The sequence below is a fragment of the Roseiflexus castenholzii DSM 13941 genome, assembly GCF_000017805.1.
In the GTDB taxonomy this organism is placed as follows: Bacteria; Chloroflexota; Chloroflexia; order Chloroflexales; family Roseiflexaceae; genus Roseiflexus; species Roseiflexus castenholzii.
Genome location: NC_009767.1, coordinates 2,142,104 through 2,165,915 on the forward strand (window position 1 = coordinate 2,142,104; position 23,812 = coordinate 2,165,915).

At 61.1% G+C, this 23,812-nt stretch carries 23 protein-coding genes; 7 read left to right on the forward strand and 16 right to left on the reverse strand.

Going from position 1 to position 23,812, the window contains the following annotated elements:
• Nucleotides 1–254: 254 nt before the first annotated feature.
• The gene (locus tag RCAS_RS08505) at nucleotides 255–983 is read right to left on the reverse strand and encodes an Rcas_1661 family thioredoxin-like (seleno)lipoprotein (protein ID WP_157042591.1); all 729 of its coding nucleotides are present in this window, start codon (nucleotides 981–983) and stop codon (nucleotides 255–257) included.
• Between the two features lie 70 nt (nucleotides 984–1,053).
• On the opposite strand from RCAS_RS08505, the gene RCAS_RS08510 reads away from it, so the two are divergent.
• Nucleotides 1,054–2,091 carry a glycosyltransferase gene (locus RCAS_RS08510; RefSeq protein WP_012120182.1) on the forward strand — a complete coding sequence of 346 codons (1,038 nt, stop codon included), beginning with the start codon at nucleotides 1,054–1,056 and terminating at the stop codon, nucleotides 2,089–2,091.
• Here the strand turns inward: RCAS_RS08510 and RCAS_RS08515 are convergent.
• From RCAS_RS08515 to RCAS_RS08545, 7 genes are all read right to left on the reverse strand, one after another.
• A complete protein-coding gene (locus RCAS_RS08515) occupies nucleotides 2,047–2,724 on the reverse strand; it encodes a phosphatidylserine decarboxylase (protein ID WP_012120183.1) in 678 nt (225 codons plus the stop codon). The genes RCAS_RS08510 and RCAS_RS08515 overlap by 45 nt on opposite strands.
• Nucleotides 2,725–2,768: 44 nt before the next feature.
• Nucleotides 2,769–3,305, reverse strand: a complete 537-nt coding sequence (gene rimM, locus RCAS_RS08520; RefSeq protein ID WP_012120184.1) for a ribosome maturation factor RimM — start codon at nucleotides 3,303–3,305, stop codon at nucleotides 2,769–2,771.
• 4 nt (nucleotides 3,306–3,309) lie between these two features.
• Nucleotides 3,310–3,537 carry a KH domain-containing protein gene (locus RCAS_RS08525; RefSeq protein ID WP_012120185.1) on the reverse strand — a complete coding sequence of 76 codons (228 nt, stop codon included), beginning with the start codon at nucleotides 3,535–3,537 and terminating at the stop codon, nucleotides 3,310–3,312.
• 6 nt (nucleotides 3,538–3,543) lie between these two features.
• Nucleotides 3,544–3,825 carry a 30S ribosomal protein S16 gene (gene rpsP, locus RCAS_RS08530; protein WP_012120186.1) on the reverse strand — a complete coding sequence of 94 codons (282 nt, stop codon included), beginning with the start codon at nucleotides 3,823–3,825 and terminating at the stop codon, nucleotides 3,544–3,546.
• A gap of 29 nt (nucleotides 3,826–3,854) precedes the next feature.
• On the reverse strand, nucleotides 3,855–5,189 hold the full coding sequence (gene ffh, locus RCAS_RS08535; RefSeq protein ID WP_012120187.1) for a signal recognition particle protein: 1,335 nt from the start codon (nucleotides 5,187–5,189) through the stop codon (nucleotides 3,855–3,857).
• A gap of 234 nt (nucleotides 5,190–5,423) precedes the next feature.
• The gene (locus RCAS_RS08540) at nucleotides 5,424–6,875 is read right to left on the reverse strand and encodes a stage II sporulation protein M (protein ID WP_012120188.1); all 1,452 of its coding nucleotides are present in this window, start codon (nucleotides 6,873–6,875) and stop codon (nucleotides 5,424–5,426) included.
• Between the two features lie 133 nt (nucleotides 6,876–7,008).
• Nucleotides 7,009–8,025 (reverse strand): ABC transporter ATP-binding protein, encoded by a 1,017-nt coding sequence (locus tag RCAS_RS08545; protein WP_012120189.1) that lies wholly within the window; start codon nucleotides 8,023–8,025, stop codon nucleotides 7,009–7,011.
• Between the two features lie 261 nt (nucleotides 8,026–8,286).
• Here RCAS_RS08545 and RCAS_RS08550 point away from each other — a divergent pair, with 261 nt between their 5' ends.
• The 5 genes from RCAS_RS08550 to RCAS_RS08570 are packed head-to-tail and all read left to right on the forward strand — an operon-like array spanning nucleotide 8,287 to nucleotide 13,783.
• Nucleotides 8,287–9,363, forward strand: a complete 1,077-nt coding sequence (locus RCAS_RS08550) for a rod shape-determining protein (RefSeq protein WP_012120190.1) — start codon at nucleotides 8,287–8,289, stop codon at nucleotides 9,361–9,363.
• 12 nt (nucleotides 9,364–9,375) lie between these two features.
• The gene (gene mreC, locus RCAS_RS08555) at nucleotides 9,376–10,266 is read left to right on the forward strand and encodes a rod shape-determining protein MreC (RefSeq protein ID WP_012120191.1); all 891 of its coding nucleotides are present in this window, start codon (nucleotides 9,376–9,378) and stop codon (nucleotides 10,264–10,266) included.
• On the forward strand, nucleotides 10,230–10,769 hold the full coding sequence (locus RCAS_RS08560) for a hypothetical protein (RefSeq protein WP_012120192.1): 540 nt from the start codon (nucleotides 10,230–10,232) through the stop codon (nucleotides 10,767–10,769). The genes mreC and RCAS_RS08560 overlap by 37 nt, the downstream gene beginning before the upstream one ends.
• A gap of 19 nt (nucleotides 10,770–10,788) precedes the next feature.
• Nucleotides 10,789–13,458, forward strand: coding sequence for a penicillin-binding transpeptidase domain-containing protein (locus RCAS_RS08565; RefSeq protein ID WP_232280208.1), 2,670 nt, complete (start codon nucleotides 10,789–10,791; stop codon nucleotides 13,456–13,458).
• A gap of 16 nt (nucleotides 13,459–13,474) precedes the next feature.
• Nucleotides 13,475–13,783: a hypothetical protein gene (locus RCAS_RS08570; RefSeq protein WP_012120194.1), complete on the forward strand. Its 309-nt coding sequence runs from the start codon at nucleotides 13,475–13,477 to the stop codon at nucleotides 13,781–13,783.
• Nucleotides 13,784–14,071: 288 nt separating this feature from the next.
• On the opposite strand, the gene RCAS_RS08575 is transcribed toward RCAS_RS08570, so the two are convergent.
• On the reverse strand, nucleotides 14,072–14,458 hold the full coding sequence (locus RCAS_RS08575) for a type II toxin-antitoxin system VapC family toxin (protein WP_012120195.1): 387 nt from the start codon (nucleotides 14,456–14,458) through the stop codon (nucleotides 14,072–14,074).
• On the reverse strand, nucleotides 14,455–14,691 hold the full coding sequence (locus RCAS_RS08580; protein WP_012120196.1) for a hypothetical protein: 237 nt from the start codon (nucleotides 14,689–14,691) through the stop codon (nucleotides 14,455–14,457). Before RCAS_RS08580 ends, RCAS_RS08575 begins: the two co-directional genes overlap by 4 nt.
• Nucleotides 14,692–14,900: 209 nt before the next feature.
• On the opposite strand from RCAS_RS08580, the gene RCAS_RS08585 reads away from it, so the two are divergent.
• Nucleotides 14,901–16,259, forward strand: a complete 1,359-nt coding sequence (locus RCAS_RS08585) for an IS701 family transposase (RefSeq protein WP_012119472.1) — start codon at nucleotides 14,901–14,903, stop codon at nucleotides 16,257–16,259.
• On the opposite strand, the gene RCAS_RS08590 is transcribed toward RCAS_RS08585, so the two are convergent.
• The 6 genes from RCAS_RS08590 to RCAS_RS08615 all read right to left on the reverse strand — a co-directional run bounded on the left by RCAS_RS08590 (nucleotide 16,247) and on the right by RCAS_RS08615 (nucleotide 23,805).
• Nucleotides 16,247–18,331 carry a glycosyltransferase family 39 protein gene (locus RCAS_RS08590; RefSeq protein WP_012120197.1) on the reverse strand — a complete coding sequence of 695 codons (2,085 nt, stop codon included), beginning with the start codon at nucleotides 18,329–18,331 and terminating at the stop codon, nucleotides 16,247–16,249. The genes RCAS_RS08585 and RCAS_RS08590 overlap by 13 nt on opposite strands.
• 300 nt (nucleotides 18,332–18,631) lie before the next feature.
• On the reverse strand, nucleotides 18,632–19,015 hold the full coding sequence (locus RCAS_RS08595; protein ID WP_012120198.1) for a DUF192 domain-containing protein: 384 nt from the start codon (nucleotides 19,013–19,015) through the stop codon (nucleotides 18,632–18,634).
• Nucleotides 19,012–19,947: a type II secretion system F family protein gene (locus RCAS_RS08600; RefSeq protein ID WP_012120199.1), complete on the reverse strand. Its 936-nt coding sequence runs from the start codon at nucleotides 19,945–19,947 to the stop codon at nucleotides 19,012–19,014. The genes RCAS_RS08595 and RCAS_RS08600 overlap by 4 nt, the downstream gene beginning before the upstream one ends.
• Nucleotides 19,948–19,960: 13 nt before the next feature.
• A complete protein-coding gene (locus RCAS_RS08605; protein WP_012120200.1) occupies nucleotides 19,961–20,944 on the reverse strand; it encodes a type II secretion system F family protein in 984 nt (327 codons plus the stop codon).
• A 144-nt stretch (nucleotides 20,945–21,088) separates the two neighbouring features.
• Entirely contained in the window at nucleotides 21,089–22,486 is a 1,398-nt protein-coding gene (locus RCAS_RS08610) for a CpaF family protein (RefSeq protein ID WP_012120201.1), read from the reverse strand.
• A gap of 26 nt (nucleotides 22,487–22,512) precedes the next feature.
• A complete protein-coding gene (locus RCAS_RS08615; protein ID WP_012120202.1) occupies nucleotides 22,513–23,805 on the reverse strand; it encodes an AAA family ATPase in 1,293 nt (430 codons plus the stop codon).
• Between the last annotated feature and the right edge of the window lie 7 nt (nucleotides 23,806–23,812).

Below are 23,812 nucleotides of genomic sequence, written 5' to 3' on the forward strand. Positions count from 1 at the left end.
GCATCTTCAATCGTCATTGGTATGACAGGGGTCGCGGTCGCAGCCGATGGCGGGGCGCAATACACTGGGATAATCGGCGCCGGACAGTTGATGCGCGCCCCGCGCGCCGGGTTGCCAGCACGCAGCGCAGGTGATAATTGTTGGATTCCATGCGCCGCGTTTGCCCACCCAGACTGCGCCGCCATGTCCGCCTGCGTGATCGACTGCCGACAGCGCATTCCCCAGGGTGTGATCGCCACTTCCCGAAAGGCGCGCTACTGCTGATCAAGAATCGCCTGGAAATCCTCGAACGGTCGCGCGCCCACCAGTCGTGTTCCGCCAATATCGAACACCGGACGCGAACGGATGCCAGCGTCCTGCGCGGCGCGAAAATCGGCTTCGATGCGCGCGCGGTGTTTGCGCGATTGCACACAGACGTTATACTCATTCATATCCAGATCGATTGTTTGCGCCAGGTATGTCAGCGCTGCGCCAACATCGCCGGTGGTGTAGAGTGCTGCCTGGTTGCGGTAGATGGCGTCGCGCATTTCCCAGAATTTGCCCTGGTCGCCTGCGCATTCCGCCGCTTCCGCTGCACGCAGCGATTCCTCGCCGAGTTGCAGGAGATGCCGATAGACAATGCGCGCCTTTCCGGTTGCAACATAGGCGTCGATAATTGCCGGTTCCGTCTCTTCCACATGAAAGGCGCATGCAGTGCAGAGAAAATCCGAGAACTCCAGAATGGTCACCGGCGCGTCGGCGTTCCCCAAATAGTGGTATCCTTCCGGCGTGCGTCCTCGCTCCAGTCCGGCTGCCTCGGTGGTTGCCGCCGGTGTGTCGGATGCTGGCGTTGCTACGGCGCTTACCTGCGTTGCGCTTGGAGCCGTGGAAACGATCGGCGCCGATTGTGGCGGCGTGGGTGCGGCGGATGGCGTTCCGCCACACGCAGCAATGATGATCGGGAGGATAATGGCGAGAGGAAGGACTTGATGTTGCTTTATCACGCGGTGTATCCCTTTCGTTGAGAGCATGTTCGAATAACCCCACGGAGTTAAGAACGGAGTGTCATCAGGCATGGATGTTCCTTCCATTTCCCTGGTCTGCACCGTTCGCGATGAGGCGGACAATATTGCAGAACTGATCGATTCGATGCTGGCGCAATCGTTGTTGCCGGACGAGATTGTGATCAACGACTGCCAGAGCCGCGATGCAACGCCACAGATCGTTGCCCGCTACATTGCATGCGGAGCGCCCATTCGTCTGGTGCAGGGCGGTCACAATATCCCTTCGGGGCGCAATAACGCCATTCGCCACGCACGCGGCGCGCTGATCGCCTGTACCGATGCCGGGCTGCGTCTCGAACCGCACTGGCTGGAACGCATCACGGCGCCTATCCGTCGGGGCGATGCCGACGTGGTTGGCGGATTCTTCCGCCCTGCGCCGCGCAGCCTCTTTGAACTTGTGCTCGGCGCGACCAACTACCGTGAGGCGGAAGAGATCGATCCGGCGCGCTTTTTGCCCTTTGGGAAATCGTGCGCTTTTCGTCGTGAGGCGTGGGAACGGGTCGGCGGTTATCCAGAGTGGGCGAATCACTGCGAGGATGTACTGTTTGCGCTGGCGCTCAAACATCTCGGATTTCGCTTCGCCTTCGCTCCCGATGCGCTGGTCTTCTTTCGCCCGCGTTCGTCACTCGCCGCTTTTGCGCGGCAGTACTACTTCTATGCGCGTGGTGATGGCGTCGCCGGTCTCTGGACGCTGCGCCATGCCGTCCGTTACGCCACGTATATCACGGCAGCGATGCTGCTGCTGGCGAGCCGGCGGCATTCGTGGACGCTGGCGCTGATCGCAGCAGGTGCATGCGCGTATGTACGCGATCCGCTGTGGCGTCTACGCCAGCGCGCTCCGGCGCTCGATGGCGTCAGTATGTTGCGCGCGGCGTTGCTGATCCCGGTGATCCGTCTGGTCGGCGATGTTGCCAAGATGATCGGCTACCCCGTTGGTGTCGTCCAACGCCTGCGCTCGGCATCGTTACGAAGAAATGTCGTACATTACCGGAAGAGCGTCACACTACAACAGCACGACCTGACCGATGAGCGACACACCGGCGCGTAGCCGGGCGCCGGGCGCCGGTTGCCATTCGATCAGATCACGTGGCGCCAGCAGGTCGACGCGACTGCCAAAGCGCACACGCGCCAACCGCTGACCGGCGCGCACTCGATCCCCCAGGCGAACCAGCGGCGTGACCGGTTGCCCGGGGATGCGCGCCGTAATCACGAGCAACAGCGGTCCCCACGCTGTCGAAATGCCCAGAAAGAGCCGTTCAGTACGCCGGGCAACGTCGTGTGCGGCGTGAAGGGGGAGCAGGTCCGCAGGGTAATGCTCCAGATAGTCGATTGTGCCAGACGCCGGGCTGCGCTGCACTGCCACATCGAACGGCGAGACGTTGATCGACAGTTGAACAGCGTCGGTATGGAGAAAGCGGTGCTCGTAGAGTTCATTCGTGCCGTGGGCAACGCCGTCGGCAGGCGCGAAGAGCGCATCGGCGTCGTCGGGCGTTGCGCGCTCCGGGTCGCGGCAGAGGAGCGCCGCCGCCGCAGTGAGCGCCAGCGGCAAAGGCGCAAGGCGCGGGCGGACGCGCAGCAGGATGCCGGCAAGCCCAAGCCCGAGGCTGACAATCGGCGTCGCTGCCGGTTCAAAGCCGGGGATACGCGGTAAAGCATCTGATGCACGGTCATTATCGCCCATAGCGGGTGAACCCTTCGAGACGGTCAGACACAAGCGGCAAGGGATCAGCCTTCCTCATCGATCAAGCCCGGCAACAGACGCACCACAATCTGCCCGGCAGCCACATCGAGGGATTCGACCACGTCGTGGATCATTGGCAGCAGCGTATCGGAGCGCCCATGTCGTTCGACGACGATCACATCGTTAGCGCCGGTTTGCAACACCTCGCGCACGATGCCGATCTCTGCGCCGCTGCTCTCAACCACTCGCAAACCATACAGTTGATGAATGAAATACTCATCCGCCTCGAGCGGCGCAGCATCACATTCGCGGATGGTCACCTCTGCGCCGCGCAGCGCCTCAGCCATCGTCCGGTCGGTCACGCCGCCAAGCGTCAGGATCAGCACCCCCGTCTTCGGCTCGCGAATGCGCTGCAAGGGAAACGGGCGGCGTTCTTCGCCCACAAAAACGGTCTGCACATGATGGCGGAGGTGATCGACGCGATCGGTCACCGATCGAACCTTGATCTCGCCGTGTAGTCCAAACGCATCGACCACCGTACCGATCAACAACACCTCATCAGCGGATGGACGGTCTTCCATATCCTTATTCAATATCAACGTGGACGCGCTTATGCCGCCGCGCCGCTGCAACGCTCATCAGGTCGCGGATGGCTTTGGCGACCCGCCCGCTGCGCCCGATGACCTTGCCGGTTTCGTCGGGTGCGACGGTCAGTTGATAGGTCACCGTGTAGCGACCGGTGCGTTCCTTGATCGTCACCGCTTCTGGATGATCGACGAGACTGGTCGCCAGGTATTCCAGCAACGCCTTCATACAGACCTACCCCTCAATTGGTGTCACCGGCGCCGGTTTGCCATCGGCATCAAGGACGCCAACCTGTTTCAGCAGGCGCACGACCGTTTCCGACGGTTGAGCGCCGACTCCGAGCCAATACCGCACACGATCCGCCTTCACATTGAGTTCTTTCGGCTGGCGCACCGGATTGTAGTGCCCGACAATTTCGATGAACCTGCCATCGCGCGGTGCGCGCGAATCGGCGACGACCAGACGATAACTCGGTTTTTTGGTCTTGCCTGTGCGACGAAGACGAATGGTAACCATTGTGCTGATTATTCCTCCACTCCTGTTGACTAACGCAGCCGGCGCATCAACTCACGCGGGTCGATGCCACCTTTGCCGCCCATACGTTTCATCATCCGCTGCATCTGACGGAACTGATTGACCAGTTGAGTCACTTCCTGCACCTGCGTACCGCTGCCACGCGCAATACGTTCCTTGCGCCGCCCCTTGATCAGATCCGGGTTGCGGCGTTCTTCCTTCGTCATCGAGAAGATAATCGCCTCGATCTTCTTCAAGTCCTTTTCGGTAATAATCTCCTCGCGCGCCAGTTTATCAAGCCCCGGAATCATGCCGAGAATTTGCTGGAGCGGACCAAGTTTACGCATCTGCTGCATCGAAGCCAGGAAATCCTCGAAATCGAACGACCCCTTGACCAGTTTCTTCTGCATCTTGCGCGCCTGCTCTTCATCGTAGATCGCCTCGGCGCGTTCGATCAGCGACAGCACATCGCCCATCCCCAGGATGCGCGACGCCAACCGATCCGGATGGAACGGCTCAATCGTACTGGCTTCGACCTTCTCGCCCGACCCCAGGAACTTGATCGGCACGCCGGTGACGGCGCGCACCGACAAGGCTGCGCCGCCGCGCGCATCACCATCGATCTTCGTAAAGATAATGCCGGTCAGCCCGACGCGCCGGTTGAACTCCTCGGCAACGCGCACCGCTTCCTGCCCGATCATCGCATCCACGACCAACAAACGCTCCACCGGTTCGACGGCTGCGTTGATCTGTTCGAGTTCCACCATAAGCGGCTCATCGATCTGAAGTCGTCCGGCAGTGTCGATAATGACGTGCGTGATGCTCTCGTCGCGCGCGCGGCGCACAGCATTGCGCGCAATGTCGGGCGGGCGGGACTGAGCGCCCTCCGAATGCACCGGAATGCCAAGTTGCCGCCCCAGCGACTCGAGTTGGGTAATGGCTGCCGGGCGATAGATGTCGGCAGCGACCAGCAGTGGACGTTTGCCCTTCTTGCGCAGCCAGAGCGCCAGTTTGGCGGCGGTCGTCGTCTTGCCGGAACCCTGCAAGCCGATCAGCATAATGATCGTCGGACCCGGGCGCGCTTCGGCGAGCGGCACATTCGCCTGACCGAGCAGATCGATCAATTCCTGGTGAACGATCTTAATGACCTGCTGCGCTGGCGTCAGACTTTTCGTGACCTCTTCACCGACGGCTTTCTCCGTCACACGCGCAACGAATTCGCGCACCACCTTGAGATTGACGTCGGCTTCGAGCAGCGCGATGCGCACCTGCTTCATCGCCTCGCGCACGTCCTCCTCGGTCAGTTTGCCTTTGCCGCCGAGTTTTTGGAAAACCGCCTGCAATCGGTCGGAGAGACTCTCAAACATGGCGCCACTCGCTCTTCACGCAAAAAAGCGGCGCTTCACCGCTCTAACCTGCACATTGTAGCCAGAATTCGCTGCTGCGTCAAATTATACCAATGACCGGTGACCATCCGGCATGGTCACCCCGAGCGGAGCGAGGGGTCGTGCGCGACCCGCGCAGATTCCTCGCTGCGCGCGGAATGACAAGTCGCTGCGCGCGGAATGACCAGCATGCGGCATCTTCAATCGTCATTGGCATTATCCGTACAGCGCCGCCAGAATGCGCGTCGTGATCAGTTGCTGGACAATCCCTGCCAGCAGGAACATCGGCAGGATGACGAAGAGCCACACTTTACCGAACTGCGCTAGCGACCAGAGGATATTCTGCCCGACGGTGAACCCTTTTGGCGGAGCCATCACGGCGGCGCCGATGCGGATGCCGAGCGCCGCGCCGAGCAGGGCAGCGGGCAGTTCGATGATGCCATGCGGCAGCACATAGCCAATCACAAACTGAAGCGGGCTATCGGGTCCCAGCGTCAGCCAGTCGCCGCCGCCTGCCATCAGCGCCCCGGCGATGTACCCGATGCCGCCGAAGGCGAAGAACGGCACCATGAGCGAAAAGATGCCGAACGTGAAGGTTGCCAGCAGCGCCGTGATCAGCAGGCGCGCGCTGTTGGCGATGCCGGTGAAGATGCCAAGCGCCAGGCTCGGCTCCGGCGTGATGCCGACGCGCCCCGGCGACTGCCCGATCCGGTCGAAGAAGCCTCCGAGGAGCGGACCGCACAGCGCGCCAGCGATTGCTGCCAGCAGCGCCACGAGCAATGGCGTGCGATAGTCGCGCAGGAGCGCAGGCAGGTCGTGCCGGTAGAACCGACGCAGCGAGAACGGCGCGCCGGTGTAGGCCTCCGGCGGCGTGCCTGCCGGCTGATACTCACGCGCAAACGTCAGGAATGTTTGCGCGATATGGCGCAGGTTCAGCTGCTCGTGCTCGCGCGATAGAATCTCTTCACGGTTGAACGCCCCCATACCGGTGCGTGTCAGCACTGCGGCGATCACGAGCAGGAGCGCGACCGCCAGCCAGAGCACGTCCCAGCGGCGCGCAATGATCAGGAGCGCTTCGAGCTGAATGGTTGCCGCCGTCGGCAACAACACGAAGCTTGCCAGCAGATTGGCGGCGCGAATACTCGTCGTATGGCTCGAAATGATCACGGCTCCGGCGACCATGACCACCGCCTTCACCAGGATCAGGAGCAGCACCACCACCAGATACTCGAACGTCAGTCCATCGAAGAAGAGGTCGGGTTCACGCACGCGCAGCGAGATGCCAAAGATGGTCATCGCCAGGAGCGACGACATGAGCGGCGGAATGAGCGCAGAAAGGAGTTTCCCCAGGTAGAGCGCATGGTCAGAGAGGGGCATCGACAGCAGCGCTTCCAGGCTGTTGCGCTCCCGTTCGCCGACGAACGACTCGAGCGCGGTGATCAGCGAAAATGATGCGGGAATGAAGCCGACCAGCAACATGGCGAAAGGAATGAGACGAACGACCGACCCGCGATCGCCGACAAAGTCGATTGCCACGCTCGATGCAGCGATCAACAGTTGTGGCAGCACAAATGTGAGAATAAAGATTGGCACAAGAATACGCCAATCGGTCAGTGTGTCGTTGACTTCACGGCGAACAATGATGCGTATCGCGCTTACAGCGGACATAACCAGACCTCAAGCCTCCATATGCTGCTCAGGCATCAGCGAATGAAGCAGCAGGCGCCCAGACTGTGTCCTTCTGCGCATCTGTGCAGATACATGCGTCAGCCCACGAACGAATGCCTCTGCTCCAGAACGTTCAACCCTCAACCTTCACCATCTCCTCCGACGTCGATTGATCGGCTGGCGATGATCGGTCGTGTCGGGCGGATGGCTCAACGGATGGTCCGGCATCGGTTCGCCCGTTGCCGGCAACGATTTCGAGGTAGACATCTTCCAGGCGACGCGGCAGTTCATTGAGCGCCACAATCGGAATCCCCGCTTCTGCCAGCCGCGCGACGATCTGGGGATTGACGTGGCGCGCATCATCGGTATGGTAGTACACCCGTTCGTCATCGATACGCTCGATCGACACCATGCCATCGAGTACCACGACGGCGCGCTGTGCGGGGGTTCCCAGGCGGAGTTCCCACCGTGGCGCTCCCAGAAACTGGCGGGTTAACTGAGCACATGTGCCCTCGGCGACAATCGAGCCATTGCGGATAATCACGATCCGGTCAGCAAGTTCCTCCGCCTCGGTCAGATTGTGGGTTGTGAGCAGAATCGTGCGTTTAGCGGCGCGTAGTTCCAGCATCGCATCGCGCACCTGACGGGCGCTGTGCGGGTCCATTGCCGTGGTCGGCTCATCCAGGTAGAGCACCGGGGGATCGTGAATGAGCGCCCGGATCAGGGCCACCTTCTGCTTCATGCCTTTCGAGAAACTGTCGAGTCGTTTATTGCGCGCCTCCCATAGCCCGAACTGACGCAGCAACTGTTCGGCGCGCCGGGCGCTTTCAGTGGCAGACATACCCTGCAATGCGCCGAAGAAGCAGAGGTATTCCTGCGGGCGCATGCGCAAATAGAGACCGGGAAACTCGGTGAGCAACCCGACAACCCGGCGCACGTCGCGCGCCTGTTCGACAACATCGTACCCTGCCACACGCGCGTACCCCTCCGATGGACGCAGGATCGCACCCAGCATACGAACCGTCGTCGTTTTCCCAGCGCCGTTGGGTCCCAGCAACGCAACGACTTCGCCGGGATCGACGGTGAGCGACACATCGCGCACGGCGTGGAACGCTCCAAAGACTTTGTGCAGATGACGGGCTTCAATCATATCTGATGGGGACCGGAATCCGAAGAGAGCGCCATCGTATCGCGCTATGCGCCCCGCAGACGCAGCCTGCTCCCCGGCGCACCGGCGATGTTCCTGCGCTTAAGTATACCAGCCTGTGCGCGTGATCGACAGGCGTCGATGATTGCAATATCGATGCAACCTTGTAACAACGCAGTGTGGTATAATGCGCGTCAGCAGAGGGATGAACATAACATATTATCATTCCGGTGGAAGCCGGTAGCGTTTCAGGAAGAGGTTCGCGTGGGGTTCAACCCGCTTAACTCGTTTTTTGGCGCACTCAGTCGCGATCTTGGCATCGATCTCGGCACTGCCAATACCCTGGTTCACGTGCGTGGCAAAGGGATCGTCATTAGCGAGCCATCAGTTGTTGCCATCGACAAGAAAACCAAGGAGGTCAAAGCCGTCGGCGCAGAAGCCAAGGCGATGGTTGGCAAAACACCCGCCAACATTATCGCGGTGCGCCCGCTGAAGGACGGGGTCATCGCCGATTTCGAGGTCGTCGAAAAGATGCTGAAATACTTTATCAGCAAAGCGCACGACCGATCACTCGGTATTGTGTCGCCGCGTCCTCGGGTCGTTGTTGGTGTGCCGTCGGGTGTGACGCAGGTCGAAATGCGCGCGGCGCGTGATGCGGCGCTCAATGCCAGTGCGCGCGAGGCGTATGTTGTGGAAGAGCCGATGGCGGCGGCCATTGGTGCGGGCTTGCCGGTCGATGAGCCGGTCGGCTCGATGATTGTCGATATTGGCGGCGGTACCACGGAAGTTGCCGTGATTTCGCTCGGCGGGATTGTGATCAATCACTCGATCCGCACCGCTGGCGATGAGATCGACGAGGCGATCATCCAGTTCGCCCGCCGTGAATACAATCTGCTGATCGGCGAGCGTATGGCGGAAAAGGTCAAAATCGCCGCCGGAAGCGCCTATCCGCTCGATGAAGAGATTCGGGTCGTGCTGCGCGGGCGCGACTTGCTGACCGGTTTGCCGAAAGCAGTGGAGATCTCCAGCGTCGAACTGCGTGAGGGCATTGCCGGTCCGGTCAATGCGATTGTCGCTGAGGTGCGCGCTGCGTTGGAAGAGACGCCGCCTGAACTGGTGGCGGATATTATGGAGCACGGGATTGTGCTCGCCGGCGGTGGCGCGTTGCTGCACGGTCTCGACCGGCGGATCGCTGCGGAAACGAAGATGCCGGTGCACGTTGCGGAGGACCCGCTCTCGTGTGTGGCGCGGGGCGCGGGGAAAATGGTCGAGGAGTTCGAAAATCCGGTGTATCGCGATATCCTGACCAGTGCGCAACGTACCCGTCGCGTCCGTTATTGATGAGTTCAACCCATGCTGCGCGATCGTTCCTATCGCCTGGCCCATCCGGCGCGGCGCTCACCATTGCTGGTGATTCTGCTCGTGCTTGCGGCAGCGGCGCTCCTGGCCGCCGATCAGGCAGGGTTGCTCGGTCCACTGCGCACCCACGCGCAGACGTTCATCAGCCCGGTGTTGGGCAGGTTGCAGGGAGTTGGTGATTGGATGAGCGCCATCCCCCGGCAACTGAAGAGCGATCCGGCGCTTCGGGCGGAAAATGAGGCGCTGCGCGCCGAGATCGCCGATCTCAAGGCGCGTCTGATCGAAGCGGATGCGCTCAAGTTCGAGAATGCGCGGCTGCGCGAGCAGGTGCGTATCGAACAGGCGTATCCCTGGCAGTTGCTGGGAGCCGATGTGTTGGCGCTCACTCCCGACTCCGGCAGACGCCTGGTGCTGATTGCCGCCGGCGCCGATCAGGGAGTGCAGCCGGGAATGGCGGTGATCGCGCGCGAAGGAAGTAATCCGCCTGCCTTGATCGGTGTTGTCGAAGCCGTTGGACCGCGAACCGCTGCTGTGCTGCTGATGACCGACTATAGTAGCGCATTGAGCGCGCAGGTGTATCACGAAAACGATGTGGTGCGCGGTGTGGTGCAGGGGCAGTGGCAACGCGGATCACGTCTGCTGCTGCACTCGGTTGCGCGTGATGCGCCGCTGGCTGCTGGCAATACCGTGGTGACGGCTGGACTCTCGGCGGAGTTGGACATCGATCTGCCGCGCGCTTCCGTGCCGCCCAATGTGCCGATCGGGATCATCGAAACGGTGCAGGAAACCGGGCGCGAGCGGATTGCCAGCGTGCGCCCGTTTGTCGATCCGGATCGGGTGCGCTACGCATGGGTCGTTCTCGCCAACGACGAATCGAAGAAGTGATTGCGTCCGAAGTGGCTCTGCTCGCAGCATTGCTGGTCGTGGCGCTGGTGCAGACGACGCTGCTGCCGCGTCCCTTCGATGTGACGTTCAATCTGCTGTTGTTGCTGACAATCTGCTACGGGTTGATTGCCGGAACGACATCTGCCGCGCGCTGGGCATTCTATGGGGGGCTGGCACTCGACCTGTGCGCGATGACCCTCTTTGGTCTGCATGCGCTTGCGCTGCTGGCGGGCACGGTCGGCGCAACCCAGGCATTGCTGCGCCTGAGCCGCGATAACTGGCTTGTGCCGGTTGTCGGAGTTGCATTGGGGAGCGTGATCTATCATGGGGTCTATGCGCTCCTCTCCGCGCTCCTGGTGGCGCCGCTCGATCTTCAGGGGTATGCACTGTATGTGCTTCTGCCCGATACCTTGATGGCTACCATTCCCTCCCTGCCGGTCTATCTGGTCTTTCGCTGGTATGAAAACCGGGTACGGCGGAGTGTGCCGGTGGATGTGTATTAGAGAGGCGCACAAGGCGTGTATGAATATCAGTCGCCTGGCAGGTCTTCAAATAATCGCTCTTCTCATCTTTGCCATCCTCGTCGGGCGGCTCTATCAGTTGCAACTGGTCGAGGCGCAGGCGGAGCAGTTCCGTTATACGACGGCAGTGCGCGTTATGCGCTATCTGCCGATGCGCCCGCTGCGCGGCGAGGTGTTCGCCAGCGATGGGAAAACATTGCTGGCGCAAACGGTTCCGATCTATACCGTCGCGGTCCGTCCTGCCGATCTGCCCGCCGATCCTGTGGCGCGCGCGCAAGTCTTTGCGCACCTCAGTCAGACGATCGGTATCACCAGCACCCTGATCGTTTCCCCCGCTGCCGCGCTTGATCGCGACCCGGTGTTGCGCAGCGATCTAAACCAGGGTCTTGGCGCCGAAGCCGTCGCGCGCGCGCAGCGCGTCGAACCGCCGCTGACGGCATCGTTTGCTGTGACTCCCGACCGGCGCGCGGCGCTCGACGAATTTGCAACCCGCTATCATCGCCTGGTTCAGATCGAAGCGTCGCCGGAAGCGCTCGATGATGCGCCGGCGCCGGGACCATCCCCGCTCACGGTGACACTGACGATTTCGCCAGCATCGGCGCTGCAATTTAATCTGGCTTTGCGTGAAGACCTTACCGGAGCCGTTGGCGAACAGGCGGTTACGGCGCTTGGATCGCCGGTGTCGTGGCTGCGTATCGAAGCATCTCCTTCCTCGACCCTTCACGCGCTCCGTTTGTCCACAGCGTATAGCGATGTACTGACCCTGGAAAATCCGGTTGCGGCAATGGTCGAACGCGCGAATATTCCAGGCTACCAGACCCTGACGATTCGTGAGGATATTCCGCATACCGTTGCGCTGGCGCTGATCGAAAACGCTGCCGCGCTGCCGGGGGTTGTTATTGAGCAGGATTATCGCCGACGGTATCCGCTGAGCGCCGAAACGCCGTCACTGTCGTACATTTTGGGATATATCGGTCGTGTGAATCAGTGTGAACTGGTGCGCCAGAATCCAGCGCGCTCGTGGATGAGCGGGTTGCTCGATTCGATTGGCAATTCAATCGAGTGCGGCATCATTCAAAAGCAGATCAACCCCTATGAATTGGGGTTGCCGCGCTATCTCCCCGATGATCGCATCGGCAAATTCGGCGTCGAAGCCAGTTATGAAGAAGAGTTGCGCGGACAACTCGGCATGCAGGAAGTGCTGGTCGATGCGCTTGGTCGTCCGGTGCGTCCGCCGCAGACGATCAAAGCGCCGCGCGATGGGCATAACCTGGTGTTGACCATCGATGCGCAATTGCAGCGCCAGACGGAGATCATCCTGCGCAATTGGATCGATGAAAGTGAGCGGCGGCGGCAGACAATGCCGGATCGCTTCGCCTATAAGCGCAATTACGATCCGATCCGCAGCGGCGTGGCGATTGTCGTCGAAGTAAAGACCGGGCGTATCCTGGCGATGGTCAACTGGCCCGCCTACGACAACAATATCTGGGACCCGGCGCGCAGCGCCGAACTTCAGGAGTTCTTCTTCCCCAGCGATCCAGAGAAGCAGAAAGAACTGGCGCGCCTGTCGCTGCAAACGAACCGCGCGATCAGTGGCCAGTACCCGCCCGGTTCGACCCTCAAGCAGTTCGATGCCGCCATCGCACTCCAACGTGGGGTGATCACCGAGCATACCACCATCCGCGACCCCGGAAGGTTACTGGTGGAAGACCAGTATGTGCCCGGCGTCGTCTACCAGTATGTCAACGCCTCATCGCGCGACAACGGCAAGATCGATGTTCGTCAGGCGCTGAAGGTGTCGTCGAACATTTTCTTTATGTCGGTTGCGGGTGGCAACCGCGAGAATGTGATTAACCTGAAACCGGAAGAACAGATCATTGAGAAAGGATTGGGGATCTCGGCGCTGGCGGAAGGTCTCGGTTGGTTCGGCTTTGGCGAGCCGACCGGCGTGCGCTTGCGGGGTGAGGAGGCAGGGCGTGTGCCGACCCCTGCCTGGAAGCAGCGGGTGCTGCGTTCGGCGTGGACAACGGGTGATACCTATAATGCGGCCATTGGGCAGGGCAATCTGGAGGTGACCCCGCTGCAACTGGTGATGGCGTCGGCTGCGATTGCGAACGATGGGCTGCTCTACCGTCCGCAGATTGTTCGCGCGATTACCGATTCCAGCGGCAATATCATCCGCGAGATTCAGCCGGAGTTGATCCGCCGTGTGCCCATCGACCCAAAGCACCTTCAGGTCGTGCGCGAAGGGATGCGCCTCTCGGTTACGGAAGGACCAAACATTGCCGCGCGCGATCAGTGTTCCGGGTTGAGTATCGCCGGTAAGACCGGCACCGCTGAATTCGGTCCACTGATGACCATACCTGCTCCCGATGGCAGAGGAACGCGCGAGGTGCGTCAAAGCCACGCCTGGTTTGTTGGTTTTGCTCCTTACGACAATCCTGAGATCGAAGTGCTGGTGTTGGTCGAGGGGGCGGGCGATATGAACGACGGTTCAGCCACAATCGCCGTGCCGGCGGTGACGCAGATCATGCAGGCGTATTTCGGCATCACGCCTCCCGACCCCCTGCCGCGCGGCTGCCAGCAGGATATGCCGCCGCTCCCGCCGCGTTTCAGTGCGCCATCCGCCACTCCTGTCACCGGACCGCAACCGAATGGGCAAAGGCGCTAGCCGGAGAGATGCCCCCATGATTGGTCGAAGAGATGAAACCGTGCTCCACCATCGTCGCCCTCGCAGCGGTGCAGAAGTGCTCCGTCTCTGCCGGAGTGTGGCTCTGGTCGTCCTGATCGTCGCGCTGATCTGGATGCTGATGCCGGCAGGCGTGCTGGCGCAGGACGTGGTTTCCACGCCAATGCCCACCGTCACGCCATGGGGCGGACGACGCGGCGTGATGCCTGGCGGCGCAGCGCCGTTGTTCCCCTACTGGCTTGCTGCCATTCCGATCATTGCTGCGGTCATCGCTCTGATCGTCTGGCGCACCCGGCGCGCGCGTTGACATCTGGGTCTGCGCTTCTTGTGCCACACAGGTTTCTGGGGCTGTCTCTTCACACGGATTGATGTCTCAGCGTGTCCAAAATTGCGCATCGCGTAGTCTTGCCAATGACGATTGAAGATGCCGCATGCGGGTCATTCCGCGCGCAGCGACGGGTCATTCCGAGCCCTTCGCTTCGCTCAGGGTAAACGCAGCGAGGAATCTGCGCAGGTCGCGCACGACCCCTCGCGCTGCTCGGGGTGACCATGCCGGATGGTCACAGGTAATTGGCAGTCTGACCATCAGAATGTCTCAGCACCGCTGATAGTGACTCGCGTTGTTGGTGACCACCACCAGCCCGTGTTCGAGACCAGTTGCCGCGATCAGGATGTCAGCATCCCCGATTAAGGCGCCCCGCTGATGCAGATCGGCATAGATGGCGGCGGCGCGCACCACGATTGCATCCGTGAGCGGCAGAATGGCGCTGACGCTACAGAGCCGATCAAAGGCGACCAGTTGGGCGGTCGCGTGCTTCGCGTATAAGCCACGGAGGATTTCGTAACGGGTAAGCATGGAGAACGTCAGGCGGTGATGCACCCCCAGATACGCACGGGCCCTCGCCAACGCAACGGGGTGCTGGCGCATCACTGCCGAGAGAATGTCGGTATCGAGCAGGGACGCGCGTATCGGTTGGCTCATCCCTGGTCACCGAAGAAATTCTGCCGCTGGAGGGCGATTTGCTCAACCTCCGTAATGTCCTGTGGTGAGAGCCCTGCGTAGACATTGGCGGCGAGCGCCAGAATCGTGTCGGGCGACTCCTCGGTCTCGACCACCAGCCGCACGCGTTGCCCCTCACGCAAGGGGATGTTCGGTGGCCGGACTAAACGGAAGCTGCCATGTTCGAAAATGGCCTCAAGGGGTTCGGTGGTCATCCGCTCCTCCTGCGCCGTGCAGCAGCGCGACCAGAACGTTGTTCTGTCACGGAACAGTATAGCATGGTTTGACTGATCTGGCGTGAAAAGGCGGGGCAAGTGTGCCGTCCAACGAATCGCGGCTAAGCTCGACTTTATCCATTCGGTAGACGAAAAACGGGAGGCAGGGTACGCTTGGCTAGAACCCAACTACCACGAAGGGGCCAGCCATGCGCAACCTGCCACGAGCGATTATACCGGTCCTCCGCAAGTTCGAGTTGCTGTTTAGCGAGCGTGTATGGGAATGGGCGAAGATACTGCTCATCGGCGCCATCCTAGCCCCCGGCAAGCGCACGGTCACTTCGGCGCTGCGGGTGATGGGGCTGAGCGACGATGCGCAATTCCAGAACTACCATCGCGTCCTCAACCGCGCCGTCTGGTCGCCCTACGCCGCCAGCCGCATCCTGCTGCGCCTGCTCGTCGACGCCTTCGTTCCGTCCGATACGGCTATCGTGCTCGGCCTCGACGACCATATCGAGCGCCGGCGCGGGGCCAAGATCAAGGCCAAGGGGATCTACCGCGACCCTGTCCGCTCGTCGCGCTCGTTCTTCGTCAAGACCAGCGGCCTGCGCTGGTTGTGTCTGATGCTGCTCGCCCCCATCCCTTGGGCCCAGCGTGTTTGGGCCTTGCCCTTTCTGACCGTCCTGGCGCCCTCCGAGCGCTGCCATCAGGAGCTCGGCAAGCGCCACAAACAGCTCACCGACTGGGCGCGTCAGATCATCTTCCAAGTCCGTCAGTGGCTGCCCGAGCGCGTGCTGGTCGTTGTGGCCGACAGCAGCTACGCCGCGCTCGAACTGCTTGCCGCCTGCCAGGGCTTGCCCAACCCCGTTACCGTGGTCACGCGCTTGCGCTTGGATGCGGCCTTGTACGACACGGCGTACGTGCACCCAGCAGGGCGACCCGGTCGGCCGCGCAAGAAAGGCGCACGGCAGCCGACCCTGGAGCAGCGGCTCAGCGACCCGACCACAGACTGGCAGCACACGAGCGTGCGTTGGTATGGCGGAACGACGCGAACGGTGCGGCTGGCATCGGCAACGGCGGTCTGGTATCACAGTGGCTTGCCGCCGGTGAGCATTCGCTGGGTGCTCATTACCGACCCCGATGGGAAGTTTGAGGCCCAGGCGCTGCTGAGCACGAACCCGGCGGCTACCCCCAAGGAGATTGTGGAGTGGTTCGTGATGCGCTGGCAGGTGGAGGTCACGTTCGAGGAAGCGCGAGCACACTTGGGCATCGAGACCCAGCGCCAGTGGTCGGACCTGGCGATCCTGCGTACGACACCGGTGCTGTTGGGGTTGTTCTCGCTCGTGACGCTGTTCGCCCATCACCTACTCCAAGCAGGCGAGTTGCCCGTGAGGCAGGCGGCCTGGTACACCAAGGCGCTGCCGACCTTCAGCGACACACTGGCCTTCGTCCGCAAGCAGCTCTGGCCGGTCACCATTTCTTGGATGTCGCCTGCGGAAGCCGACATGGTCAAAATCCCGAAGTCGTTACTTGTTCGCCTGACTGATGCGCTCGCCTATGCTGCGTGAGCGGCACAGATGGATAAAGTCGAGCTTAGGCGACCGACACTGGCGAGCGCCTGCTTCCCCGATGGCGTCGCCAGGCGCAGACGCACCCATTCGACGCGAATCTCGCCGTCGTCACCCATCCCAACCGGATCGAACCGCAGGCGGGTGATTATGCCGTGCCATCCCGACGCTTCCCGGAGATCGATGACGTAGGTTACGGCTTCGGCTGTCTCTGCCAGTTGCCAGCGCACGGAATATTCCTCGGTCAACGCGCCATCGATTCCGGCATAGAAGAGTTGCGCGTCGCGGGCGCGCGTGCCGTTCGCCATCCGAATCTCGATGGCAGTCACCTCGCGCGCATCGAGGTTCAAGAGCGGACTGAGCAGCGCCGGGTCGATGCCGGGACGGAAGCGCCATCCCCCATCAAGACGTTCACCCGCGACGTTAAACGCCTGCCAGCCCATCGCATCGCGCTCGAAGACCCATCCGCCCGCCAGCGCCGTTTCAGTTGCGGAAGGCAGCCGCCGGTAGGAGGGAAGCGGTTCGGCCAACGCAAGATCGACCAGCGTTGCGTGATATGGCGCAAAGCATCCATCCACCTGCGCTTGCGCGATGCCGTGGCGGTTCAGCACCCGTGGCGGCGGATGGAGCGCTTCATCGGCGATCAGCACCGCCGCGCCGGCGCGTTGCGCCGTGGCAATCCGGCTGCGGATCGTCGCACAGGCGTCATCCCATGATCCGCCGCTGTCGAACAGCGCCTGGTTGAGCGACAGAAAGTTCTCGCGGCGCTCATAGTAGGGCAGGTAGAGTTCCTGCAATCCATCAGGAACAATCAACAGATCGGCCGGTGTGCTGCGCGCTGCCAGTTCACGCGCAATCAGGCGTTGCAGGTCAGTTGACGGATCGCCACGCCGGACGATAGAACCATAATTGCCCCACGCAATGACTCCAACAATTGCCAGGGATGTCCAGACCGGTGCGCTCCACCAGCGCGCCCGCGCGAGCGCTGCGGCAAACACCAGGCATGCCGGCGGCAGACTGGCGATCCAGAACTCGATATTATCCGGTTCCCACCAGGCGAAAAATGCGCCATACGTTGCGAGCCAGGCGATCAGCGGCGTGAGCGCGACCCGGTTTCCCTGTGCATCATCCTGCTCGCCGGTCGGGATTTGGGAATGCCTGCCCCACGCCCACGCCACGACCCCGCCGAGCGCCAGGTAGAACCAGCCGCCCCCTGGTTGCGCCAGCGTGTCGCTCAGACCGGCGCCGAGATCGGCAATCGTTGCAACCGTCAGCGGACCGCCCCACCATCCGGTGCGCGCATACTCCGTGAGCCATGCCAGCATCTCCGCAGGCGCGCGAAAATTGCTGACGACCAGCATGGCGTAGAGGTAGGGCATCGCCACGATCAATGCCAGCGCGACTGCATACCCGCTCCAGCGACCGACGGCCGCGCGCGCACTGCCAGGTTTCCAGGCAGTGCGCAGGTCGGACAGGGCGCTCAATACAATCGGCGCACAGAGCAACACATTCGTCTGATGGAACAGCACCGCGCCACCCTGTGCAATACCCAACGCCAGGCAGCGGCGCGCCGTCCAGGGTGTTGGGCGGGTCATCAACGCCAGACAGACGATCAGAAAGAACGTCGCAAGCGTATAGACCTCGATCTCGATAGCGTAGTACCAGTAGGCATACGCCACACCCAACAACAACGTCGCCGGCAGCGCCACATCATCGCGTCCGGTTGCCGCGCATACGGTCAGATAGAAGAGCGCCGCTCCCAACGCTCCTGCAACAGCATTCACCAGTTGCATCGGCAACGCGGCGCCGTTATCGTATCCCAGGGCGCGGCTCAACGTCAGCATCAACGAACCGAGCGGACCATACGCCAGATGGTGCGGGTGGAACAACTCCGTCCATGGCTTGCGTTCGACGCTCGTCACATACGACAACGCATCGAACGTATGCACCCGCGTGAGAGTCGGCAGGTAGAGGAGCAGCAGCGCGGTGAAGATTGCGGCGGCTATCAGGCGGTTGCGGCGTAGATGAGCGAAAACCATGCGGATAGAGCGATCAACCAGATGTTGCACCATCACTGTCCGTATTGACCATCGCGCGGCTGATGTGGACTGAGCCTTTCGAAGCCAACGTCAACCACTCCACGTCCTTGATGTCCAGGTTTTAGTTGATCGCTTGTCATGGCGTGCCGCCGCCGCCACTGCCCGCTCTCGCCGTGCTAGAGAGAGTGGGGGCAAGGGCGAAAAAATGCGTCGGAAACGGTCAGTACGGGCGAGATCGCTAAGGCAGCCTGTCCAGACAAGTTCATCGGATAGGTGAAGGCATTGCCTTTGCCTGCCCATCCACATGTCACGTGGCTATTTTCGGAAGAGGCGCTAAATACCCGGCGTCACCCGCAGTTTATCACCCACTTCAGTGCCGCTGGCGCGGATAGCGCCGACGGGCAGTTCGACGACATAGTGCCCGCGCCAGGGCGCCACGCCGGCGAACGGATGCCACGGCGGCAACGCCTCACGCACACCGATCACGCGGTGCTGCCGGTCCACGAACAGCACATCGATCGGAATACGCATAAAGAACATGTGGATGCTCGACTCAGGGACCAGGATCAGACCATATCCGGCGGGCAGGTTGGTGCGTCCCATCAACCCGCGTCCACGCGCGAGCAGCGACCGCGCCACCTCAGCGCGGTCGGCAATCACCGTGCCACGGGTGAGATTCTCGATCACGGTGAGCGATGCAACCGATGGCGTGCTCATCCCCCCAATCCGCCGAGCGACTTCATAATCCGGGGCACCGCCGGACCGAGAATCACAATGAACAGCGCCGGAAAGATCAGGAAGACCATGGGGAAGAGCATCTTGATCGGCGCCTTATGCGCTTCCTCCTCGGCGCGCTGGCGGCGTCGAATCCGCATCTGGTCCGACTGAATGCGCAAAATGCGACCGATGGACACACCGAGCTGTTCCGCCTGAATCACCGCGCCAATAAAGGTCTGCACATCATCGACGCCACAGCGGTCGATCATATCCTTCATCGCATCGCGGCGGGGGCGGCCGAGCCGCGTATCGCTGAGCACGCGCTTGAACTCCTTGGAGAGCGGGTCTTCCCATTTTTCGGTCAGACGTTGCATTGCCTGATCAAACGACAGACCTGCTTCGACGCAGATGCACAGCAGGTCGAGCGCATCGGGGAGCGCCTTGATAATCGCCTTTTTGCGCTTCTTGATCTGCTGCCCAAGCCAGATGCCCGGCAGCAGATACCCCATCACTCCGCCGATGGCGGTATACATCAGCGCCTGCGACATCTCCATACCCTGGAGGAAAGTGACCGCGCCAACCACCAGAAACAGGATGACAGCCAGCGCCAGGCGGATGCCGCTGAACTGAATGGGAGTCAGGTTGCCGGGGTTGCCCGCCTGCGCCAAGCTGATGCGCAGGCGCTCGGCGCTCTGTTTGGGACCATACTCACCGAGTTTTGCCAGAATGCTCTTCGTCAGCGGCACGAGCACACGCTGGCTGAACGGTTGTTGCAGTTCCATTTCTTCGAGCGTCATGGTCCGCTCGGTAAACTGGCTCAACCGGTCGCTAATCGCGTCCGGCTGCGACGAACGCCGCATGCCAAATACAATCAGCCCGACGCCGAGCAGCATCAGCGCGCCAAATCCGATCATCGGCAACATGCTCATCATACGCGCCCCCTTCTCACACCTCGATATCGACAATCTTCATAATCGCAAAGAAACCGATCACAATCATCACAATCCCGGCGACCGGCAGGCAGCACCAGTGTTCAGGCGGCATGCCAAACGAAAACATGGGCGACATATAGTTCGGGTTGATCACCGTGATGAAAATCGCCAGACCGATTGGCAAGCCGGTGATGACATATGCCGAAATGCGCCCCTGCGCCGTCAACACTGCAATTTCGCCTTTGATGCGAATTCGTTCGCGGATGGTATGTCCAATCGTGTCGAGGATTTGCGCCAGGTTACCGCCAGACTCCATCTGGATTTTGACCGCCGTGATCAACAGATCGAGGTCTTCCGACGGCACGCGCTTGAGCAGATTATCGAGCGCATCTTCGGTGCGCAACCCCAAACCGACCTCCTGGACTACGCGCCGGTACTCCGAAGCGGTCGGTTCCGGCGCTTCACGGCTGACCAGTTCCATCGACTGAAGCAGACTATACCCCGACCGCAGTGAATTCGCCAGCATATTGATCGTATCGCCGAGTTGGGCATTAAATTTCGTGACCCGCTGTTTAGCGGCATACCCGACGTAGAGATCGGGAAAGAACGAGAAAAGCGCAAAACCGACGATTCCGGACAGCAGTTGCGCCTCCCAACTGGCGCGCCCGATGAATGCCCCAACCGCAGCGCCGACGGCGGCAGCAAGAAGTTTGATGGCATAGAACTCTGTCACCGTCAATTTCAGGTCGGCGCGCGCCAGGTTGCGCTGCGTCTCGCTGCCGCGCTTGCCGCGCGCCACGACCTTATCGATCTCGCGCAACTGATCCTTGGCGGAGCGCTGAAGTTGATCGGTGCGTCGCCCGGCAAACTGGGTCAGACGTTCCTCATAACTGGCATTACCGGCGCTGCGGCGCGCCAACAGCGCAAAGACCGCCAGAATAACCACGAAAATGGCGGCAGGCGCAATGAATCGGGTCAGGTCCGCAGAGATCGGCATACAGAGGGTTCCTTTCCAGCGCTGTGCAGGCAGAGTGTTGCCCGGAGCGCACATGCGCAGCATGTCTCTGTGGCATTTGGCTGGGTCGGCTATTGGGCTGGCGCGGGCGTTCGCTCGCACGTGCGCCCTTGCATGTCCAGCGCACTAGAAGAACGATCCGCTGCTGTAGCCAAAAATATTTGGCGGCAGATAAATATTGCGTTCCTCGAAACGGTCGATAAATCGCGGGCGGATGCCGGTCGGCTTCAGTTGACCGATGATCTTGCCGCGCTCATCGATCCCCTGCTGCTCGAACACAAAAATGTCCGACAGCACGACAACATCGCCCTCCATGCCTTGCACTTCGGTAATGTAGATCACCTTGCGCGATCCATCTTTCAGGCGCGCCAGTTGAACGATCAAATTCACCGCCGACGCAATCTGCTCACGGATAGCGCGCACCGGCAGGTCCATACCGGCCATCAGGCACATCGTTTCGATACGCGCAATCGCGTCGCGTGGCGAGTTCGCGTGCAGCGTGGTCATCGACCCGTCGTGACCGGTATTCATCGCCTGGAGCATTTCCAGCGCCTCACCGCCGCGACACTCGCCGACGACGATGCGTTCCGGGCGCATACGCAGGGTATTGATCACCAGATCGCGAATGCTGATCTCGCCCTTGCCCTCGACATTTGGCGGACGCGACTCGAGCGGCACGACGTGCTCCTGGCGCAACTGCAATTCTGCGGCATTCTCGACCGTGATAATGCGTTCATCGTCGGGAATGAACGACGAGAGCACATTGAGCATGGTCGTCTTGCCCGAACCGGTGCCGCCGGAAACCACGATATTGAGCGATGCGCGGACGCATGCCGACAGAAACTCCGCCATTTCGCGGGTCAGCGAGCCGAAGCGAATCAGGTCTTCAATCGTAATGCCTTCCTTGCGAAACTTCCGAATACTGATCGTTGGTCCACAGAGCGCAATCGGGCGGATCACCGCATTCACACGGCTGCCATCCGGGAGGCGCGCATCGACCATTGGCGAAGACTCATCGATCCGGCGACCAAGCGGAGCGACGATCCGGTCGATGACTCGCAGGACGTGCTGTTCATCGACGAACGTGACGTCGCTCAACTGAATCTTGCCGCGCTTTTCGACATAGACCTTCCTGGGACCATTGACCATAATCTCGGAAATCTCCGGATCGTTGAGCAATTCCTGGAGCGGTCCGAAGCCGAGAATATCGGCAGCAATCGACTCGAACAGGCGCGCGCGCTCCGACCGCGACAGAACAATATTTTCGCTGTCAAGGATCGTATTGAAAATCTCCTCGACCTGCTGCCGCACTCTGGCGACGTTGGAAAGGTCGAGGCGCGGGTCGAGTTCATTGATCAGGCGCTGCTGAACGCGCTGCCGCAGTTCGATGATGCTATTCTCTTCCTCACGGCGCGGGGCGACCGGAGCGCCAGGACGAGCCGCCGCTGCGCCGCCGACGGCCGGTGTGTTCGGAAGTTGTCCGGTTGCGCCGGGAGTTCCACCGATGCGTTTCAAGAGCGACATAGTACTGCTCCCTCACAGAGCGGCGGTCAGCGCCGCGCCAGTAATTTGCCAAACAGCCCTGATTTCTCGGGCGCTTTCTCGGTTTTCTTCGCCGTCGTGGCGGTTTGCGCCGCTAGCCCGCTGCTCAGCAGTTTCGCCAGCGCCACAATATCTTTTGCGGTGGGAAGGTCGCGCTTGGAAATGACCAGCGGCACTCCCTGATTGACCGCCAGCGTCATTTCGTGACCGGCGTTGGCAATTTGCAGCGCAACTTTGTGCTGAATATTCGCTTCGACATTCTCGACGCGCATACCGAGCCGATTATCGGCTTTGTTCAGCACCAGAACGATTTTTTCCTTGGGATACTCCAGCAGTTCTGCCACTTCGAGGAACAGTTTGATATTCTTGATGCACGGGATTTCGAGGGTCATCAGCGCCACGATCCGGTCGGACATATCGAGCGCCGCCAGCGCACGATCTTGAAACGATGCCTGTGTATCGACGATAACATAGTCGAACTCTTTCTTCATCATCTCCAGAATCGCGCGCAGATGATCCGATGTGACCAGTTCGCCGGTCTGTGGATTGGGTGGCGCCAGCAGCACTTTCACCTGCGAGGCGTGGGTCGCCATCACATCGTTGAGCAGGTCGCGGTCCAGTTCGCTGATACGATTGACCAGGTCGGCAATCGTTTTGGACGACACCAGGTTCAGGATCGCGCCGACATCCCCAAACGTCAGGTTGCCGTCGACAAGCGCGACTTTCTTGTTGGTCAGCAGGCGCAATGCGACTGCCAGATTGCAGGCAATTGACGATGTGCCTGTGCCGCCTTTCGGACTGAAGACCGCAATAACCTGTCCGTGTGCGCCTTCATCCTCACCCGATCCGCCTGCTCCCGGCGGCGCCGTCGTGATATAACGCCGCTGGGTGCTTGCCAGGCGATGGACGTGACGGATTGCACTGTAGAGTTCTTCAGCGCCGATGGGCTTGGGCAGGAATTCGCGCGCGCCGGCGAGCATAGCGCGGCGCAGGTAATCCTGCTCTCCCTGCACGCTCATCATGATGACTTGCGCTTCGGGCACCTGGCTCAACAGCGCCTCGGTCGCCGCGATCCCGTCCATGTCCGGCATGTTGATGTCCATCAATACGACGTCGGGACGGTGCTGTTTGGCGAGCGCCAGCGCTTCGCGCCCGGTCGATGCTTTGGCGACGACCTCGATATCTTTCTCGAAGAAGAGGAGTTTCTCGATGTTATCGCGTGTTTCGGCGATATCGTCAACGATCATCACCCGGATTTTTGCCGGACCTGCGGCGTCGGGGGTTCGCGGTCCTCCTGCCATGGCTCCC

Bases quoted from the DNA above. Each gene is read 5' to 3' on its own strand.
- RCAS_RS08510 (WP_012120182.1), top strand. From the start codon at position 1,054: ATGGATGTTCCTTCCATTTCCCTGGTCTGCACCGTTCGCGATGAGGCG.
- RCAS_RS08515 (WP_012120183.1), bottom strand. From the start codon at position 2,724: ATGGGCGATAATGACCGTGCATCAGATGCTTTACCGCGTATCCCCGGC.
- rimM (WP_012120184.1), bottom strand. From the start codon at position 3,305: ATGGAAGACCGTCCATCCGCTGATGAGGTGTTGTTGATCGGTACGGTG.
- RCAS_RS08525 (WP_012120185.1), bottom strand. From the start codon at position 3,537: ATGAAGGCGTTGCTGGAATACCTGGCGACCAGTCTCGTCGATCATCCA.
- rpsP (WP_012120186.1), bottom strand. From the start codon at position 3,825: ATGGTTACCATTCGTCTTCGTCGCACAGGCAAGACCAAAAAACCGAGT.
- ffh (WP_012120187.1), bottom strand. From the start codon at position 5,189: ATGTTTGAGAGTCTCTCCGACCGATTGCAGGCGGTTTTCCAAAAACTC.
- RCAS_RS08540 (WP_012120188.1), bottom strand. From the start codon at position 6,875: ATGTCCGCTGTAAGCGCGATACGCATCATTGTTCGCCGTGAAGTCAAC.
- RCAS_RS08545 (WP_012120189.1), bottom strand. From the start codon at position 8,025: ATGATTGAAGCCCGTCATCTGCACAAAGTCTTTGGAGCGTTCCACGCC.
- mreC (WP_012120191.1), top strand. From the start codon at position 9,376: ATGCTGCGCGATCGTTCCTATCGCCTGGCCCATCCGGCGCGGCGCTCA.
- RCAS_RS08560 (WP_012120192.1), top strand. From the start codon at position 10,230: ATGGGTCGTTCTCGCCAACGACGAATCGAAGAAGTGATTGCGTCCGAA.
- RCAS_RS08565 (WP_232280208.1), top strand. From the start codon at position 10,789: ATGAATATCAGTCGCCTGGCAGGTCTTCAAATAATCGCTCTTCTCATC.
- RCAS_RS08570 (WP_012120194.1), top strand. From the start codon at position 13,475: ATGATTGGTCGAAGAGATGAAACCGTGCTCCACCATCGTCGCCCTCGC.
- RCAS_RS08575 (WP_012120195.1), bottom strand. From the start codon at position 14,458: ATGAGCCAACCGATACGCGCGTCCCTGCTCGATACCGACATTCTCTCG.
- RCAS_RS08580 (WP_012120196.1), bottom strand. From the start codon at position 14,691: ATGACCACCGAACCCCTTGAGGCCATTTTCGAACATGGCAGCTTCCGT.
- RCAS_RS08585 (WP_012119472.1), top strand. From the start codon at position 14,901: ATGCGCAACCTGCCACGAGCGATTATACCGGTCCTCCGCAAGTTCGAG.
- RCAS_RS08590 (WP_012120197.1), bottom strand. From the start codon at position 18,331: ATGGTGCAACATCTGGTTGATCGCTCTATCCGCATGGTTTTCGCTCAT.
- RCAS_RS08595 (WP_012120198.1), bottom strand. From the start codon at position 19,015: ATGAGCACGCCATCGGTTGCATCGCTCACCGTGATCGAGAATCTCACC.
- RCAS_RS08600 (WP_012120199.1), bottom strand. From the start codon at position 19,947: ATGATGAGCATGTTGCCGATGATCGGATTTGGCGCGCTGATGCTGCTC.
- RCAS_RS08605 (WP_012120200.1), bottom strand. From the start codon at position 20,944: ATGCCGATCTCTGCGGACCTGACCCGATTCATTGCGCCTGCCGCCATT.
- RCAS_RS08610 (WP_012120201.1), bottom strand. From the start codon at position 22,486: ATGTCGCTCTTGAAACGCATCGGTGGAACTCCCGGCGCAACCGGACAA.
- RCAS_RS08615 (WP_012120202.1), bottom strand. From the start codon at position 23,805: ATGGCAGGAGGACCGCGAACCCCCGACGCCGCAGGTCCGGCAAAAATC.